The sequence below is a fragment of the Chryseobacterium sp. PTM-20240506 genome (genome assembly GCF_048296755.1).
In the GTDB taxonomy this organism is placed as follows: domain Bacteria; phylum Bacteroidota; class Bacteroidia; order Flavobacteriales; family Weeksellaceae; genus Chryseobacterium; species Chryseobacterium proteolyticum.
On the sequence record NZ_CP182581.1, the window covers coordinates 994,841 to 1,013,222 of the forward strand.

Sequence of the window (18,382 nt, forward strand, 5' to 3'; positions counted from 1 at the left end):
ATAACTAACAGATATGGATATTTTAAGATTTATAACAGCAGGAAGTGTTGATGACGGTAAAAGTACCCTTATCGGAAGACTGTTGTACGATAGCAAAAGTATTTTACAGGATCAGTTGGAAGTCCTTGAAAAGCATTCTAAAAATAAAAATGAAGATGGAGTGGACCTGGCGCTTTTAACGGATGGTTTACGTTCTGAAAGAGAGCAGGGAATTACCATTGACGTCGCTTACAGGTACTTTTCAACAGCTAAAAGAAAATTTATTATAGCCGATGCTCCCGGCCATGTGCAATATACCAGAAATATGATCACCGGAGCTTCCAATTCGGATCTGATGGTCATCCTTATTGATGCACGTAAAGGAGTCATTGAACAAACAAGAAGACATTCTATCATCGCTTCATTACTCAAGCTGAAAAAAGTAGTTGTAGCCATTAATAAAATGGATATGGTCGATTATTCGGAAGAAGTTTTTGAAAGCATTAAATCCGATTATTCCAAGATTGCCGATAATCTGGACTTACATGACGTAAGCTATTTTCCCATTTCAGCGCTGAAAGGAGATAATATTGTAAGCTTATCTTCTAAAACAGAATGGTATAAGGGAAACGCTCTTCTGGAATACCTGGAACAGGTAACTCTTGATGAAGAATTGAATAGTGGAAGCCGTTTCCAGGTGCAGTATGTAATTCGTCCACAGACAGAGGAATTACATGATTACAGGGGATATGCCGGACAGATATTAAGTGGAAAATTTCAAAAAGGGGACAAAATCCAGATATTTCCGGCTGTTTCATCAAGTGAAATCACAGCAATTGAAATTAATGGAAAAGAAGTTGAAGAAGCCTTTGAAGGACAACCTGCCGTCATTCACATTGCTGATGATCTGGATATTGGGAGAGGTGATCTTTTTGCGACCGAAGAACAGCTTCCCATTATAGAAAAAGATCTGGAAGTACTCTTATGCTGGCTCGACCAGAAATCATTACAGCCCGGTAATAAATACCTGTTACAACAGAATAGCAGACTTGTAAAAACAATAGTAAAAGCAGTAGACTATAAGATCAATGTCAATACGCTGGTACAGGAACAGGCTGATGGGGAGATAAAGCTGAATGAGATCGTTAAGGTTACCCTGAGAACAGCACAACCTCTTGCTTACGATAGTTTTATTAATAACAAAAGAACCGGATCTGCAATTTTGGTGGATGAAACATCTAATTCTACGGTGGCAGCATGCATAATTCAATAAAAAATGACAGCATTTAGTAATTTAATCGATAGAATCCGGGACAATAAACAAAATAGCGGCTATGTTTTTTTTGATAAAGCAAAAGCCAAAAATTTTGTTACGACCCTGTACGAAGTTCTTTTTCTTCCTGAAAAAGAAGAGATAAAAGATCAGTTGGAAGAAAATTTTGCCAGATTATATGGCGAACTGTTTTGCCTTATCAACAGCATAACCGGTGATGAAGAAATTGCAGAAGTGCAGACGGATAGCTTTTTTGATGCACTCCCTGGAATTTATGATCACCTCATCAAGGATGCCCGTTCTATACTTGAGTTTGATCCCGCTGCGGATTCTCCTGAAGAAATACTTCTTGCTTATCCAGGATATTTTGCTACGTATGTCTACAGAATCTCTCATCAGTTATGGAAACAGGAAATAAGAATTTTACCGCGTTTCATTTCTGAATATGCCCACAGCAAAACAGGGATCGACATCCATCCTGGAGCGGTGATCGGGGAACATTTTTTTATTGATCACGGAACAGGAATCGTGATCGGGGAAACAGCCATCATTGGAAACCATGTCAAGATCTATCAGGGGGTAACCTTGGGAGCTTTGAATGTTTCGAAGGAAAAAGCCAACCAAAAAAGACATCCGAATATTGAAGACCATGTTATTATATATTCCGGAGCGACTATCCTCGGCGGAAATACAACAATAGGCAGGGAAAGCATTATCGGTGGAAACGTATGGATCACTCAAAGCGTTCCGTCTAATTCCCTGGTGTATAATAAAGGGGAAATAAGAATAAAAGATAACAACACATTACCGGAGTCGCTGAACTTCGTTATATAAAAAGAGAAAAATAAAAATTGTATTGGTATGAAATTTCAGAACGCATTAGAAACGATTGGAAATACGCCAGTCGTAAAGATTAATAAACTTTTTAATTCAGATCATGAAGTCTGGATCAAACTGGAAAAAAGCAATCCCGGTGGAAGTATCAAAGACAGAATTGCATTAGCAATGATCGAAGATGCAGAAGCAAAAGGATTATTAAATAAAGATACTACCATTATAGAGCCAACCAGTGGCAATACAGGAATAGGACTTGCGCTTGTTGCTGCAGTTAAAGGATATAAACTTATTCTCGTAATGCCCGAGAGCATGAGTATAGAACGCCGCAAGATTATGGAAACCTACGGTGCTGAGTTCGTGCTCACGCCAAGGGAAAAAGGAATGAAAGGTGCTATTGAAAAGGCTAACGAACTGGCAGAGGAAATCCAGAACTCATGGATTCCGAAACAATTCGATAACCCTGCCAACGTAAAAATACATACCGAAACTACGGCACAGGAAATTATAAAGGACTTTCCCGACGGACTGGATTATGTAATCACAGGAGTGGGCACCGGAGGACATATCACTGGAATTGCTAAAGTTTTAAAGGAAACCTTTCCCAATATCAGGGTAATTGCTGTAGAACCAGAGCTGTCTCCCGTATTAAGCGGCGGAAGTGCCGCGCCTCATCCTTTGCAGGGACTGGGAGCAGGATTTGTTCCTTCCATATTGGATATAACACTTCTAGATGGCGTCATTACTGTAGGTAAGGAAGAGGCATTTGAATATACACTGAAAGCAGCAAAACAGGAAGGACTTTTTGTAGGAATTTCAACAGGTGCTGCATTGGCAGCGATTGCAAAACATCTCCCTGAAATACAACCCGGAGCAAAAATTCTTACCGTAAATTATGATACCGGAGAAAGGTATCTTTCGATTGAAGGACTCTTCTAAATCCTTTAACTAAAAACCGATTTTAAATGAATACAAGTATCAAAGCACCCAAGGTATATCTTATCGGTGCAGGACCCGGCAACCCTGATCTGATCACTGTAAAAGCAGTAAAAATTATTGCTGAAGCAGATGTTATTCTGTGTGACCGACTTGTAAGTCCTGAAATTTTAGAGACTTATGTCAGCAAAAACGCAGAAATAATATATGTAGGTAAAGAATGCAGTAAAAATGCTTCTACCCCTCAATCGGTCATTAATTCTCTAATGGTAGATTATGCTCGCCAGAACAAAACCGTCGTACGGCTTAAAGGAGGAGATGTATCAGTATTTTCTAATATCCTGGATGAACTCCAGACTTTAAGAGAAAATCATATTCCATATGAAATTATCCCTGGTATTACTGCAGCTTTAGGAGCAGCAGCCTACGCAGGCATGCCTTTAACAGCCAGAGGATACGCCACATCAGTCCGTTTCTTAACCTATTATAAATCTGAAATTCTTACAGATGAATACTGGAAGGAACTGGCCGGGACCGACGACACTCTCGTCTTTTATATGTCCAAAGGTAATCTTGCCGGTCTGGTTAAGAAGTTCATCAGGCTGAACATTTCCGATGAGAAAAAAATAGCTGTCGTTGAGCAGGCCACAACACCTTATCAAAAGGTATATACTTCTTCTTTTGATGACTTTGAAAATAATTTTAAAGGTAAAACATTTGCCTCACCGTCACTGGTGATTATCGGCAAGATCGTGAATCTGCATGAAGAGTTTTCGTGGCTGGAAAATGCAGCAGAAGAAGGTCTTTATTTTAAATCGGTTGAAAATGGAAGCCTAATACAAAAAACTCAAAACTTTTTCGAATATGCTGTCTGAAACAAAATTAAATGTCCTTAAACAAATATCCGGGGAATTCTCCAGGGACGAAACCATCTGGGCAAGCGGATATTTAGCCGGTCTTGCAGGAACTCCTGCGACTGCCGTGCTACCACCTATCCATACAGACCAGCCAGACCCCATCACTACAAGGAAAATAACCCTGGCATACGGTACGGAAACGGGAAACAGTAAAAAGCTGGCAACAGGACTTGCAGGGATTATCAAGAAAAAGGGAATTCAGGTCAAATTAGCCGATCTCTCCCAATATAAGCCTAAAGACCTTGGTAAAGAAGACTATTTCTTTGTGATTATCAGTACGCAAGGAGAAGGAGATCCACCTGTTCTGGCAAAAAAATTCTATGATTATATCCATGAAAATGAAATCAATCTCAGCAATCTTAAGTTCGGGGTTCTGGCATTGGGAGACAGCAGTTATCCTTTATTCTGTAAAACAGGAGAAGACGTGGATTACCGTTTTGAGCTATTGGGAGCAAAACGTATTGTTCCTTTAAAAAAATGTGATATTGATTATGAAAGCGAAGCCGGAACCTGGATAGAACATGTTTTTGAAGCTGTACAAAAAGCATCAGAAGGAAATTTAAAAAATGCTTCAGCTCCAAAACAACCTTCCGGCCGAAGAAAATATAAGGGAAAAATATCTGCAATCATCAACCTCAACGACATCACTTCAGAAAAAGAAACCTATCATATTGAGATTGAAACCGAAGAAACCCTTAGTTATCAACCGGGTGCAGCTTTAGGGATTATGCCTTTTAATTCACAGGAAGCAGTGGACGAGATCATCCGGCTTACCGGAATCAATTCCCAAAAGCAGATACAAACTACAAAGCTTACCGCCAGCGTGCAGGAGCTTTTGCATAAACACCTTAATATAAGTTATTTATTAAAGTCTGTCGTTGCACAATATGCCAAGATCACAGGTCATTCAATTCCGGATGTCCGTTTAGGTCTTTTGGATCTTCTAAGGATCTATCCGGTAAAGGGACCTGATGAGTTTGAGCAGGTTATTAAAATACTGACAGGCCAATCCCCACGTCTGTATTCTGTTTCTTCTTCACTGGAAGCGCATGGTGATACTGAAATTCATATTACGGTAGCGAAATCAGAATTTTTCATTGATGACCAGAAGCAAAATGGTTTATGCAGTGGTTATTTAAGTCAATTTAAGGAAGGTGAAGAGCTTGAATTTTATATTCAGGACGCGGGACACTTCAAACTGCCTGAACCGGAAAAAGATATCATTATGATAGGGCCCGGCACCGGGATTGCACCTTTCAGATCGTTTCTTTGGGAACGGGATGCCACGGGAGCGGAAGGAAGAAACTGGTTATTTTTCGGGGATAGAAATTTCATTTCAGATTTCCTCTACCAATCGGAACTGATTGATTTCCTGAAAACAGGAACATTAACGCATCTGGATACCGCATTCTCAAGGGATACTGTTGAAAAAATTTATGTCCAGCATAAGCTGAAACAAAAAGCACAGGAGGTATTTTACTGGCTGGAAGGGGGAGCATCCGTCTACGTTTGCGGAACCAAAGACCCGATGAGCCGTGATGTAGAAGAAACTCTTCTGGATATCATACAGGATGAAGGACGACGTAGCAGAACCGAAGCAGTAAGCTATCTCGAGGAAATGGAACTTAGTGGCAGGTACGCGAAAGATGTTTATTAAAATCTGCCGGAAATAATCACCAATTAAAAGAAAATAATAATGAGCAATAAAGATAACCTTTCGCCGGTAGAAAGAATAAAAACCGGAAGCAACGGACTCAGAGGTACGTTAAAGGAAAGTCTTGCGGATGATTTCACAGGATCTATAAGAGAAGACGACCAGACCCTTATCAAATTCCATGGAATGTACCAGCAGGATGACAGGGACAGAAGGGAGGAGCGGGTAAGCAAGAAACTGGAGTGGTTGTATTCATATATGATCAGACTGAGACTACCCGGTGGATTTTTAACCCCGGAACAATGGATCGGATTGAATGGCATTGCCGAAGATCATTCTACAGGCACGATAAAAATTACAACAAGACAAACCATTCAGCTGCACGGCATTTTAAAATCACATTTAAAACCTACGATCCAGAATTTCAATATACAGCATCTCGATTCCATTGCAGCCTGCGGGGACGTGAACAGAAATGTAACCTGTACTGCGAATCCTTCGGAGTCCCCATTGCACAAGGAAGCTTATGAATTAGCCGGTAAAATCAGTGAAATGTGTCTTCCTAAAACCAAGTCCTATTATGATATCTGGATCGATGATGAATTAATAGTCGACAGGAAAGTTGAAGAAGATCCTCTGTACCAGGACAGATATCTTCCGAGAAAACTGAAAATTGGAATTGCTATTCCACCTAATAATGATGTAGATGTATTTATCAATGATATTGCACTCATCGCTATCATTGAAAACAATAAAATCGCCGGCTACAATATTGCAGCAGGAGGAGGCTTGGGTGCAACACATGGAAATGCGGCTACCTATGCACGTTTGGCTTCAGTATTAGGGTTTGTGGATACCGAAGAGAAAGTTTTAAAGGCGGTATATGAAATCATCACCGTACAGCGTGACTTCGGAAACAGAAGTGACAGAAAACTTTCCAGGCTAAAATATACAATCGATACAATGGGAATCGAAGGATACAGAGCGGAGGTTGAAAAAAGAACAGGCTTTGCCTTCGAACCCGCCAGGGAATTTAAGTTTGAACAAAGAAAAGACCGTTACGGCTGGACACAAAACCATGAAGGAAATTGGTTCTACACCGCATTTATTGAACATGGAAGAGTTCTCAACACGGATAATTACCCGTTAAAATCAGGTTTATTAAAAATTGCAGAAACCGGCAAGGTTAATTTCCGCTTTACTTGTAACCAAAACCTTATTCTTGCGGATATTAAAGAAGCTGATAAACCTGAAATTGAACGTCTCCTGAAAGAATATGGTATTTCTGGGTATACAACCGGAGCCAGCGCATTGCGCAAAAACTCCGTAGCATGTGTAGCCTTAAATACCTGTTCCCTGGCTTTAGCAGAAGCACAGCGTTATCTGCCTTCCCTGGTAACCAAAATAGAACCCGTACTCGAAAAATATGGCCTTTTGGAAGAAGATATCACGATCAGAATGACAGGTTGCCCGAATGGTTGCGGAAGATCACCTAATGCAGAGATCGGTTTTGTGGGTACTGCTTATGGTAAATACAACCTTCACATTGGGGGAGACCGCTTAGGAACCCGTCTTAACACGAAATTCAAAGAGAATATCGGCGAGGAAGAAATCATTGAAACGCTTGATGAGCTTTTTGGAATTTACATACAAGATAAACTAGAGGAAGAAACTTTCGGTGATTTCTCCTATCGTTATTTACAAAACTTAAATTGAAAATATGACACAACCATTTTATCGTCAGAAACAAACTAAAAAACAAAACCATTCTATTTTAGGTAAACGAATGTGTATGTGCTGTTGATTTTAAATCAATGATAGCATTAACTGTTTAAATTATTTAAATCACAAGCCACAAAGACTTTAATGTTGCTTGTTTTTAAAAACATATCTGAATCCTCCCTTATTAAAAGTTTAAACAGGCTCATTCACATAACCTAAAAAATGAAAAAATGAAAAACAATAAGCAGGGATATTTTCTGCAGAGATCAGCTGTATTTCTATTGATCTTCTTATTTTGTACTCTTGCAGAAGCGCAGCAGCAGCTCGTAGAGTTAAGCGGAACGATAAAAAATACCGATACCCGGAAAGGGATCAGTACCGTAAAGGTGCAGGTTGAACACACTGAGGATACTTCATTAACAGATCAACAGGGTAATTTTAAAATACGTACAAGGGTAAAAGTACCTTTCAGGCTGATCATCAGCAAAGAAGGTTTTCTCACCCAAACGGTGGAAATATTATCCCTATCCAATAAAATTGCGGTGGAACTTAATCCGCAGAATGCCATCATTGATGAAGTGGTCATCTCTGCATCAAGAGTTCCGGAAAAAGTTTTAAAATCACCAATAGCTATTGAAAAGATTGATATCCGGGCGATCAGGGAAAGCCCTGCTGCATCTTTTTATGAAACCCTTGAAAATGTAAAAGGGTTACAACTATTAACGTCCAGCCTTACTTTAAAAATTCCTAACTCAAGGGGATTTAATTCTCCCAATAATTTCCGGTTTATGCAGCTGGTAGATGGGGTAGATGTACAATCTGCCACATTGGGTGTTCCTTTAGGAAATGCAATCGGACCTACAGAGCTGGATATACAGTCTATGGAGGTTACACCTGGTGCAGCTTCTGCGCTCTACGGAATGAATGCCATCAACGGACTGGCAAGCCTTCAGACAAAAGATCCTTTTACCTCCGAAGGGCTCAGCGTTTATTTCCGGGGCGGCGTGAATCATGTAGACAACGTTAATCATAAAATAAGTTCTCTGGGGGAGAGTGCAATACGGTTTGCAAAAGTTTTAAATAAAAATCTGGCGGTAAAAGTTAATGCCTCTTATTTCAGCGGAGTCGATTGGATCTCGAATAATCAAACCGATCAGAACGCCAATCCATTGATTACGGCCAATCCCAATTTTTCATTAGCTAATAACCCTGCAGAGGATCTCTGGAACAAATACGGAGATGAAAGAAACAACCGGGTTGCCGTAAAAGTAGATTATAACGGCAAACCTACCACATTCAATGTATCGAGAACAGGGTATCTTGAAAAAGACCTTGTAAGTCCTGAAGTAAAGAACATTAAATTTGATGCGGGATTATATTACCGTTTTGGAGACCAGTGGAAGACTTCATATGTATACCGGTACGGATTGCTGGACGGAACCTTCCAGAGGGGAAATAAAATCCGCCTCCAAAATGCGACGGTGCAGAATCACAAAGTTGAACTGACTGGTAAAGAGCTTACATTCAGAGCGTATGTCTCTATAGAAAATACAGGAGATTCCTATAATCTGAAACCATTAGCGGATAATCTTGATCTTACGAATCTTTCTAACAGCAACTGGAGAAATGCATTTCAGACGGCTTTGCAGAACAGTATTAATGCCGGTGTAAGCCTTAATGAAGCTTTTATTCTTGCCAGAAGGGAAGCCGATAAAAACAGAGTAGTCCCGGGAACCCCGGCTTTTGAACAATTAAAAAATACAATTATTGGGATTAATAACTGGGATTCGGCCAATGGAGGAGTGGCAGGAGCACCTGCAACCGGAGGAGCAAAACTGGAGCAAAAATCGCGTTTTTATCAAGGGGAGCTAACCTATGATTTCAGCAGATTTGTAAAAATATTCAATCTCCTTGCGGGTATCGATTACCGTCTTTACAGCATTACTCCCGATGGAAACAATTTTGTAGATTTTAATAGGCCGGTTAAAGAAAGAAACATCCCTTTAACCGACGGAACATTTGGTAAGGATGTTATCTATCAGAAATATGGGATTTTCGCCCAGGTTACCAAGCTTTTCTTTGACGATAAATTAAAACTTAATGCCGCCTTAAGGGTGGACAGAAATCCTGAATTTGAAGCTAAAGTGAATCCGAGGATAAGTATTGTCTATTCTCCTGTAAACCAGCACAACTTCAGAGCATCATTTCAGAATGGATATCGTTTTCCTTCATTATTTGAAGCATTGTCTTTCGTCAACAACGGAAATGTAAGAAGGGTCGGAGGACTTTCAAAGGTCAACGAAGGATTAGGATATCTCGAAAATTCTTACACGCTAGCATCAATTGATCGATTCACTTCTGCTGTGAATGCAGATGTAGACGGAGGGAAAACCCTTAACCAGGCGGCCCTGGACAATAAGAATCTTTTAGCCGTTGCCAATCTTCAAAAGTTACAACCTGAAAAGATCAATTCATTTGAGGTAGGATACAAATCGGTTTTCTTTAATAGTAAACTGGTTCTGGACTGGGATTTTTATTATAATATCTACGAAGGTTTTCTGGGACAGGTAGAAGTGGCCGTACCTAAAAACGGTCAGGTGGGAAGCAATAATGCAGTGCTGGATATGACCGACCGAAGCAAGCAGGATCGTTATCGGGTATATACCAACAGCAACAGTACTTATAAAAGTTACGGGACCTCTCTGGGAATCAGATATAATATTATTAAAAACTACAATATCAATGCTAACGTTTCTTACAATGATCTGGCTTCGAACAATGCATCCGACCTGTTCATTACTTCATTCAACACCCCAAAATGGATGGTAAATGTAAGTATAGGAAACAGGGAGATCATTAAAAATATCGGATTTACAGTCGTAGCAAGATGGCAGAATCAGTTTTTATGGGAAAGTCCTTTGGCCTCGGGGAATATTCCGGCATATTACACCATAGATGCACAGGCAACATGGAAGCTTCCTGAGATCCATGCCAATGTAAAGGTTGGAGCTACCAACCTTTTTAACAGGCGTTATTTTCAATATGCAGCCGGGCCTGAAATAGGCGGATTGTATTATCTGGCTTTTACCTATGATTTAAAACTATAATTAAATGAGCAATTCCTTATATCCCATATTTTTAAAGCTGGAGCAGCTGTCACTCCTTATTATCGGTGGTGGCAGGGTTGCCCTTGAAAAGCTGGAATCGGTACTGGGTAATTCCCCTGAGACTTCAATTAAATTGGTAGCCAAGGAAATTATTCCGGAAGTAAAAGCTTTACAAGCCCGGTTCCCTAATATCCAGATACATGAAAGACCCTATAATGAGAATGATTTTAATAATGCAGATCTTGCGATTATTGCCGTAAATGACCTTGAGCTCGCAGGTCAGATCAGGGAAAAGGCACGGAATCATGATTTATTGGTGAATATTGCGGATAAACCGGATTTGTGCGATTTTTATCTAGGATCCATTGTCAGGAAAGGAAGTCTGAAAATTGCTATTTCAACCAACGGAAAATCGCCAACCATTGCCAAAAGATTAAGGGAAACATTTACCGAAATCATTCCTGATGAAATGGATATGGTACTGGACAATATGCAGGATATTCGTAACCAGCTAAAGGGAGATTTTAATTATAAAGTAAAAGAACTGAACCGGGTAACGACAGAATATCTTGCTGATGGAAAAAAAAGCTTTTCGAATTCAGATCTGGAAATCGAAAAGCTGATCCACATTACCAAAATAGCCCAGAGAAGAGCAAACATATATCTCGCTGTCATCGGAGTTTTACTTCTTTTAGGCGTATTAGGAATTATTATTTATCAGTTTAACCTTTCGGATGACATTCAGGTGTTCCTTAATAAGGACGGCCATATTTTTTACTGGATGCTTCTTACCGGTTTTCTGGCAGAAATTGTAGCAGGATCAATGGGTATGGGGTACGGAGTAATATGCACCACTATACTTTTGTTGCTCAATGTTCCGCCACCCGTAGTAAGCGCAAGCATTCATTCTGCAGAATCATTTACTACTGCAGCCGGAAGTTTCAGCCACTATAAACTGGGAAATGTCAATAAAAAACTGGTTTGGGTTCTGTTTCCGCTGGCCATTGCCGGCTCTGTGATCGGTGCATTAACCTTATCCCATTACGGCGAATATTATGCGCATATCGTAAAGCCTATTATCGCTTGTTATACTTTGTATTTGGGACTGAATATTCTTAAGAATGCTTTCAAGGAAAAAACAAAAGATCATATAAAAACAAAAAAAAGAACCAACCTTAGGCTTCTTGGATTGGTTGGGGGCTTTATAGATTCATTCGCCGGAGGCGGTTGGGGGCCGTTGGTTACAGGAACCCTGATCAAAGAAGGAAGAATTCCGCGTTATGTTGTAGGAAGCTCTACTGTTGCTAAGTTTCTTCTAACCCTTACCAGTGCTGTTACTTTTATTTTTACCATTGGTATCCATCATTGGAATATCGTGCTTGGACTTTTACTGGGTGGTGTTTTCACTGCTCCTTTTTCAGCAATGCTTACTTCCAGGCTTCCTACAAAGAAAATGTTTGTGGTTGTAGGAATAGTGGTTATTGCAATGAGCCTTACCACAATTATCAAATCGATAATCTAGCAACCAGGATTTTACCTATACAGAAAAAGCTCCCTCACGGGAGCTTTTTTGCTAACAATATAGATGTAATGATTACTTCCTATAAAAATCATTCCGTCCACAGATGTCCGGCAGCATACGTTTTTGCTTTTCCGGCAATGATCACCCGATCACCCTGATCCTCACAATATAACTTTCCTAATCTTTCGGAAAGCTGCATTGCAAAAAGATCTTTTTTCCCCAATCTGTCAGACCAAAAAGGAATTAATGAGCAATGAGCCGAGCCTGTTACCGGATCTTCAAGAATACTTGCCTGCGAAGTAAAATATCTTGAAACAAAATCGCTGTGGTCACCTTTTGCAGTTACAATCACGCCACCCGGGTCCAGATTGATCTTATCAAAGATTTGCCTGTCGATTTTGATGTTTCTGATATCATCTTCATTATCATATACCAGAACATAATCCCTGGATTTAAATACCTCTTTAGGCTGTATATTCAATGATTTTGAAATCAAATCCGGTAAAGAGGACGGGGAAGGCATTCTCGAAGGAAAATCAAGATAATATAGCCCATCCCTGTAGGTAACTTTTAAATTACCGCTTTTTGTTTCAAAGATAATTTCATTCCTGTTATAGTTTAAAACTGAAATCAGACAATGGGCCGTTGCCAGTGTTGCATGTCCGCATAAATCCATTTCAATTTCAGGGGTAAACCAGCGAAGATGTATTCTTGAACCGAGGTCTATAAAAAATGCTGTTTCGGCAACCGCGTTTTCCATAGCTATCTTAAGAAGAGTTTCATCCGGAAGCCATTCTTTTAATGGTACAACACATGCCGGATTACCTCTGAAAAGCTCATCTGTAAATACATCTATCTGATATAATTCTAATTTCATAATTACGGATATAAACTTGTTTCCTGCAAAATTAAAAATTTCTTTTCATCTTGGTATTCCAACAGGGGCAATATCTTTCAGATGGACCTTTAGGTATATTTATGCATTTATTTTTTTCGAAGTATCAATCCCAAATCCCACACATCCCCGGAATAAGAACAGGGTAAGAAAAAGGAAATAAAGGGTTTGAGGCAGATAAAGAAAATAACTCAGCCAGGTAAACGCATCCATTTCATAAACTCCGGTTTCCGGCTTAATCGGAATAAGCTCTTTAGGAATTGAATTCAGATCATGTGTCAATAAGGCTACCAGAATTATGATCATCAGAACAACAGAACTTATTCTCGTCCAGAAACCCAACATTAAAAATAAGCCAAATACACACTCGCAAAAAGCTGTAAAATGAGCAGTGAACGCCGGAAAGGGAAAGCCTATACTGCTGATGGTATTGAACATATATCCCTGGAAAATAGGGTGGAATAATTTATTAAACCCTGCGATAAAAAAGAACAGCCCTATCAGGATTCTACAGATAATATAAATGGTATTGCTGTTTTTTTCAAAGTTTGATATGGTTGTTTTCATTATATTTTTTAATTCATTTTAATTAAACATTATTGAAGGCACAGAAATCCCGGCCTTGCATTTTATTGAAATCCAGATCACAGATTATGAAGGAATAAAGCAATGTGCATATATTCCGGCATATAGATCCTGGATAGTATTATTGTAAGCAATAATAAGGTTCTGTCATTGTTGGATAAGACCAAAGACAATCAGAAATTAAGCTGTTATTTTTGGGGGAATCCAAATCGAATAAAAAAAAGAAGAGTAGGATGGATCATCATATAAAAAGAACCGGTTTTTTACATCCTTTTCAAATCTACCGAATGTAAAAGATGAAAATGGTGCAGTAAACAATGATGAGAAACCTGAACAATAATTGCCATTACATTTAACAGGCGTTGTATTGTTTTCTTTGAGAATAACTTTATCACATTCTTTATGGGAAGTTTCCTTAATGTGAAAAAAGACAGTGGTCGGAGCTGTAAAAGAATTTGTACCAGACTGAATGATCAACAAATGGGTAAGCATCAAAAATATACTCAATACCTTTATATAATGCCATAAACCGATTTGTTTCACCATAAGCACTTCCTTACACCAGACAAAGGTAATAAAATATTTACGGGTGAAATTCCTTACATCCATTCACTACTGATGTGATATTTATCAATTATTATAACTGTTTTTTATTTAATAGTTTTGCACAAATAAAAATCACACCAAAAATATTAGGCACCATGAAAAGATGCATCCTGTCGATACTATGTTTTTTATCAAGCTATATTCTTTCGGCACAAAATGCCGACAATTCCCTTCAGGGATATTACAAAGCAAGCAGTGACGATACACTTTACAGCAGTTTTAACTTCGATGGAAACGGGAAAGTTGCGATAGGTGATATGGATTATGGAGATTATTTTACAAGAAATGACAGTTTAATTATTTATCCTGATAAAAGCATTTTCATCTTTAAAATTAAAAAAGGAAAACTGCTCGGGATTTCCAATTGGGTTGAAAAAGGCGTCTGGGTTCAGAAAAAAGACAGCTCCGAAGTCAATAACAGAAAGAGTCCTCTGGAGGCTCAAAACAAAGCCCGGCTTTTAGCAGAATACTATGATAAGACAAAAAGTCCTTCAGGTTCAGATCTGGATTTTGAAGCCCTGTTTTCAGGAAAAACCGATGAAGTGAATGAAGAACTTTGTAATAAAGGATTAGCAAAGGCCTGCATGAATCTTTTTGGGCTCAAAATGATGAAGTATACTCCCGGGCTTTTGACCAAACCGGAGAAAATCGCCTCAAAAAAAATACAACCTCATCCTGAATTAATTGCCCTGTCAAAGAAAATAATAAGCATGGGAGAGCCTGAAGGGTATACGGTTCTGGGAAGCTATTATTATACATTAGGATTAAAAGAAAAAGCTTTTAAAACCTGGGATGAAGGAGAAAAGAACGGAAGCTTAAAATCCGGAACCACCAAAGCCCTTATTGAATTTCAGGAAGAACTGGAAAAAGAGGCCGCAAAAGAATAATCAGTTAAAAGTCTGCCGGAATTCAAGTGGAGAAAGCGAAGTCCTGTTCTTAAACAAACGGTGAAAAGATTGCGAATGCTCAAAACCAAGATGATAGGCAATTTCCGAAACCGACATTGAAGTCGTAGACAGCAATTCTTTAGCTTTTGCAATCAGCCGGTTCTGGATATGCTGCTGTGTTGTTTGTCCCGTATGGACACGCAACATATCGCTGAGATAATTAGGACTGATGTGCAATTCGTTCGCTATAAATTGTACGGACGGAATTCCATTGATGATGAGGCTGTTATTTTTAAACTGCTCATCAAGCAGTGTTTCCAATTGCGTTAAGAGATCATTATTTACTTTCTTTCTGGTTAAAAACTGACGGTTATAAAAACGGTCACAGTATTTCAAAAGCAGGTCAATATTGGAGATCAGTAAATCCTGGGTAAAAACATCCATATTATTTTCCGTTTCCCGCCGTATATTGGCGATAATTTCCGTAACGGAATTTTCTTCTTTTTCGGAAAGGTGTAAAGCTTCATTGGCAGAATAGGAAAAATAACCGTAATCCTTTATGGAAGAAGCAATAGGATAGCCCTGCAAAAAATCCGGGTGAATCACCAATACACTTCCTTTAACGTCAGAAAGCAGAATATCTTCAAACTGCACCACCTGATGGGGAGCAATAAAGTACATGATTCCATCTTCAAAATCATAATATTGCTGACCGTATTTGAATCTTCCCGCACAATCACTTTTAATCGCAATAACGTAAAATTCCGTTGTAATAGCACTCAGAATGGTATCCGGAGACACAGACACTTCATTAAAATCAAAAACACTGATCAATGGATTCGTAGGTTTTTTAAGCTTCAGATAATGATGCATTGCTGTAATAGAAGATACTTTTTCAGGAGTTTTCATCGTTTGTTGTTTTATAAGTTACCGTGTATTTTACTGCTCTTTTTTTATCTGTTCTATGCCTTTTCGATATGGGGTTACCTCAAAATCCGGGAATCTGTTTCTGAATTTTGAATCATCAAAAAGGTTATCATATTCATATCTGGGAAGAAGTTCCTGCAGTTCTTTTGCTTTCTCATTAAACAGGGCCCCAATCCTGAAAGCAAATTTAGGAATTGTAAAATATCTGAATTCCTGTCCATAAATTTCCGAAGCCAAAGCAATGAATTCTTTATAAGTCAGCCGATGATCATCAACAGGTAAGTGCCAGGTTTGACCATAGGCATTGGGTGTATTACCAATCAAAGCGGTAGCTCTGCTCGCATCGGGTGTCCAGATTAAGCTTCTTAACTTATCATCTCTTAAAGGAACCTTTAGTTTTTTTCCCTCTTTAATAGCATCGAAAATAAAAGCGTTGGTAATGCTCTGTGTTTTTCCGGGGCCATAGAATTCCGGAGCTCTGCAGATGACAATATCCATAGTTCCTGCTGCCATTTCTTTTAAAAGCATTTCTGCCATTTTCTTCCTTACTCTTCCTTTTCTACCCACAGGAGCAAACGGTGTTTCTTCCGTAAGAACGTTACCATTTTGAGGATACATGTAGGTATTATCAAAAAATACCAGCCTGGTTCCGTTTACTTTACAAGCCTCAATTATATTTTTTGTAATAAGGAGAAACTGTTTTTCCCAAAGATCCGAGTCCATCGGAAGCCCTAGTGTGAAATAAGCAATTTCACTTCCTTTCACCGCCTCAACCGCATTTTCTTTAACAGAGAGGTCCGCTGAAAAGACGGTATCCGTGTCATTTACTTTTTTTGCATTTCTGCTTACAATTCTGATATCGGAAGTAAAATTCCGCTTTAGCTCCCTTGCCAGTTCTTCGCCAATCTGGCCATTAGCACCTAATATTGTTTGCATAATTATGAGTATTTATTTCTGACTTATATTCCTATGCAAAATTCGGGCATAATCTGAATGAAATTGTATCCCGATCACCTGAATTTGTAACATAATCTCTGTTCTTGCCCTACACATATTTCAATCACAGGTGTTGATCATTCTAACGTAATGACAAATCCCAATTCCATTCCTAACCTTATTTATTCTAAGAAAAAATACCGGAAATTCCTGTACTAATCCGCATTCTTGAACGTTGTGAAGGAGGTGTATTTATGCTAAACTTGTATATTTGCCCAACAATCAAATTCATTCGAGACAAAGAGAATATTAATGATGCCAAATGATGCTTCCCATAAGCTTATCCCAATGACCGATTTTGTCATTGAGTATTATTCAAACGAAGGATACGCCGATCTTCAGACATTAAATCTGATGAAAAATTATGCTAACTTTCTGAGGCATCCCTTAACGCTTGCCCTGTTTGTTCCTGTAGATCCAAATGGGAATGTCTTGAAGGAACCTAAAAACTATTCTTCCTGGAAATCGCTTAAGCACAATGAAGTTCTTTCCGATGATACTCCTGCTGTAAGCGGATTTGAAGAATACAATGTGTATAAGAAAGCCGAACAAAACTGCTTTTTTGAAGGCTTTAAAGTGGCCTACAATGGGTATTCGGTCGTACGCATTACAGCATCCTATGATGAATCGATAGAATTATCTTTCAATAAAAATGATTTAAAATTTCAAACATTTACGGATATTGAATCTCTTACCGTTTTTGATGAGATCTATCTGAGCCCTACGGCATTAAAAATGATTGGCATCAAAAGGAAATAATAGGGCAGAGGTCACTGTTGGCAAATATCAGGAAACGGTTACTCCAAAAAGATGTCCTATCAGTGCCGTAATCCCCATCGCAGCAGTTCCCCAGAAACAAATCCTTATCACAGCAATTCCGATTTTTGAGCCTCCTGTTTTTGCAGAAACAGCTCCCAAAGTCATCAGAAAAATAATGGAAAATCCATATTGAAAATAAACCATCTGATCAATAGGAGCTAAAAGAGATACAAGAAAGGGAAGCATGGCGCCCACAGCAAATGATGCCAACGAAGCAATGGCAGCCTGCAATGGCCTGGCCTGGCTGATCTCATTAATTCCTAATTCATCCCGGGCATGGGCTTCCAGGGCATTGTGCTCACTTAATTCAACGGCAACTTGCATTGCTGTTTCCTTACTCACACCTCTTTCTTCGTATATTTTGGCAAGTTCTTTAAGTTCCATTTCCGGCATTTCTTCCAACTCCCTTTTCTCACGCAGAAGATCAGCTTTCTCGGTATCCTCCTGTGAACTCACCGATACGTATTCACCTGCAGCCATGGACAAGGCACCGGCGATCATCCCGGCTAATGCAGCCAGAATGATCGTGTTACGCTGTGATTCTGCAGCGGCAACTCCTATAACAATGCTTGTTGTAGATAATAAACCGTCATTGGCTCCCAAAACGGCTGCCCGCAGCCAACCAACCCTGTTTACATAATGTTTTTCCTGTTGATGATGCATACACGAATGAATAAATAGTTATTCTCATCTTAAATATAAGGAAATAATACCGTATTCTAC

At 39.1% G+C, this 18,382-nt stretch carries 15 protein-coding genes; 10 read left to right on the forward strand and 5 right to left on the reverse strand.

Annotated elements, in window-relative coordinates; translation table 11 throughout:
- The first annotated feature begins 13 nt into the window (after positions 1-13).
- The 8 genes from ACNFU2_RS04290 (at position 14) to ACNFU2_RS04325 (ending at position 11,944) form a co-directional block, all read left to right on the forward strand.
- Complete coding sequence (locus ACNFU2_RS04290; protein WP_273648106.1) at positions 14-1,252, forward strand: sulfate adenylyltransferase subunit 1; 1,239 nt, start codon at positions 14-16, stop codon at positions 1,250-1,252.
- A gap of 3 nt (positions 1,253-1,255) precedes the next feature.
- Positions 1,256-2,086, forward strand: a complete 831-nt coding sequence (gene epsC / locus ACNFU2_RS04295) for a serine O-acetyltransferase EpsC (protein WP_273648107.1) — start codon at positions 1,256-1,258, stop codon at positions 2,084-2,086.
- A 27-nt stretch (positions 2,087-2,113) separates the two neighbouring features.
- Positions 2,114-3,025 carry a cysteine synthase A gene (cysK, locus tag ACNFU2_RS04300; RefSeq protein ID WP_418123887.1) on the forward strand — a complete coding sequence of 304 codons (912 nt, stop codon included), beginning with the start codon at positions 2,114-2,116 and terminating at the stop codon, positions 3,023-3,025.
- 26 nt (positions 3,026-3,051) lie between these two features.
- Positions 3,052-3,897 (forward strand): uroporphyrinogen-III C-methyltransferase, encoded by an 846-nt coding sequence (cobA, locus tag ACNFU2_RS04305; RefSeq protein WP_273648109.1) that lies wholly within the window; start codon positions 3,052-3,054, stop codon positions 3,895-3,897.
- Entirely contained in the window at positions 3,887-5,596 is a 1,710-nt protein-coding gene (locus ACNFU2_RS04310; RefSeq protein ID WP_273648110.1) for a diflavin oxidoreductase, read from the forward strand. Before cobA ends, ACNFU2_RS04310 begins: the two co-directional genes overlap by 11 nt.
- Positions 5,597-5,635: 39 nt before the next feature.
- Entirely contained in the window at positions 5,636-7,309 is a 1,674-nt protein-coding gene (locus ACNFU2_RS04315) for an NADPH-dependent assimilatory sulfite reductase hemoprotein subunit (protein WP_273648111.1), read from the forward strand.
- Positions 7,310-7,545: 236 nt separating this feature from the next.
- Positions 7,546-10,422: a TonB-dependent receptor gene (locus ACNFU2_RS04320; protein WP_273648112.1), complete on the forward strand. Its 2,877-nt coding sequence runs from the start codon at positions 7,546-7,548 to the stop codon at positions 10,420-10,422.
- A 4-nt stretch (positions 10,423-10,426) separates the two neighbouring features.
- Entirely contained in the window at positions 10,427-11,944 is a 1,518-nt protein-coding gene (locus ACNFU2_RS04325; protein ID WP_273648113.1) for a TSUP family transporter, read from the forward strand.
- An 88-nt stretch (positions 11,945-12,032) separates the two neighbouring features.
- Here the strand turns inward: ACNFU2_RS04325 and ACNFU2_RS04330 are convergent, their stop codons facing one another.
- A complete protein-coding gene (locus ACNFU2_RS04330) occupies positions 12,033-12,821 on the reverse strand; it encodes a PhzF family phenazine biosynthesis protein (RefSeq protein ID WP_418123891.1) in 789 nt (262 codons plus the stop codon).
- A gap of 99 nt (positions 12,822-12,920) precedes the next feature.
- Positions 12,921-13,406 (reverse strand): DoxX family protein, encoded by a 486-nt coding sequence (locus tag ACNFU2_RS04335; RefSeq protein WP_273648115.1) that lies wholly within the window; start codon positions 13,404-13,406, stop codon positions 12,921-12,923.
- Between the two features lie 719 nt (positions 13,407-14,125).
- Here ACNFU2_RS04335 and ACNFU2_RS04340 point away from each other — a divergent pair.
- Positions 14,126-14,917, forward strand: a complete 792-nt coding sequence (locus tag ACNFU2_RS04340; RefSeq protein WP_273648116.1) for a hypothetical protein — start codon at positions 14,126-14,128, stop codon at positions 14,915-14,917.
- Here the strand turns inward: ACNFU2_RS04340 and ACNFU2_RS04345 are convergent, their stop codons facing one another.
- Both ACNFU2_RS04345 and ACNFU2_RS04350 read right to left on the reverse strand, forming a co-directional pair.
- Positions 14,918-15,826: a helix-turn-helix domain-containing protein gene (locus tag ACNFU2_RS04345; RefSeq protein ID WP_273648117.1), complete on the reverse strand. Its 909-nt coding sequence runs from the start codon at positions 15,824-15,826 to the stop codon at positions 14,918-14,920.
- 30 nt (positions 15,827-15,856) lie between these two features.
- A complete protein-coding gene (locus tag ACNFU2_RS04350) occupies positions 15,857-16,780 on the reverse strand; it encodes an NAD-dependent epimerase/dehydratase family protein (protein WP_273648118.1) in 924 nt (307 codons plus the stop codon).
- Between the two features lie 312 nt (positions 16,781-17,092).
- Here ACNFU2_RS04350 and ACNFU2_RS04355 point away from each other — a divergent pair, with 312 nt between their 5' ends.
- Complete coding sequence (locus ACNFU2_RS04355) at positions 17,093-17,599, forward strand: hypothetical protein (protein ID WP_273648119.1); 507 nt, start codon at positions 17,093-17,095, stop codon at positions 17,597-17,599.
- Between the two features lie 27 nt (positions 17,600-17,626).
- On the opposite strand, the gene ACNFU2_RS04360 is transcribed toward ACNFU2_RS04355, so the two are convergent.
- Entirely contained in the window at positions 17,627-18,322 is a 696-nt protein-coding gene (locus ACNFU2_RS04360; protein WP_273648120.1) for a VIT1/CCC1 transporter family protein, read from the reverse strand.
- Between the last annotated feature and the right edge of the window lie 60 nt (positions 18,323-18,382).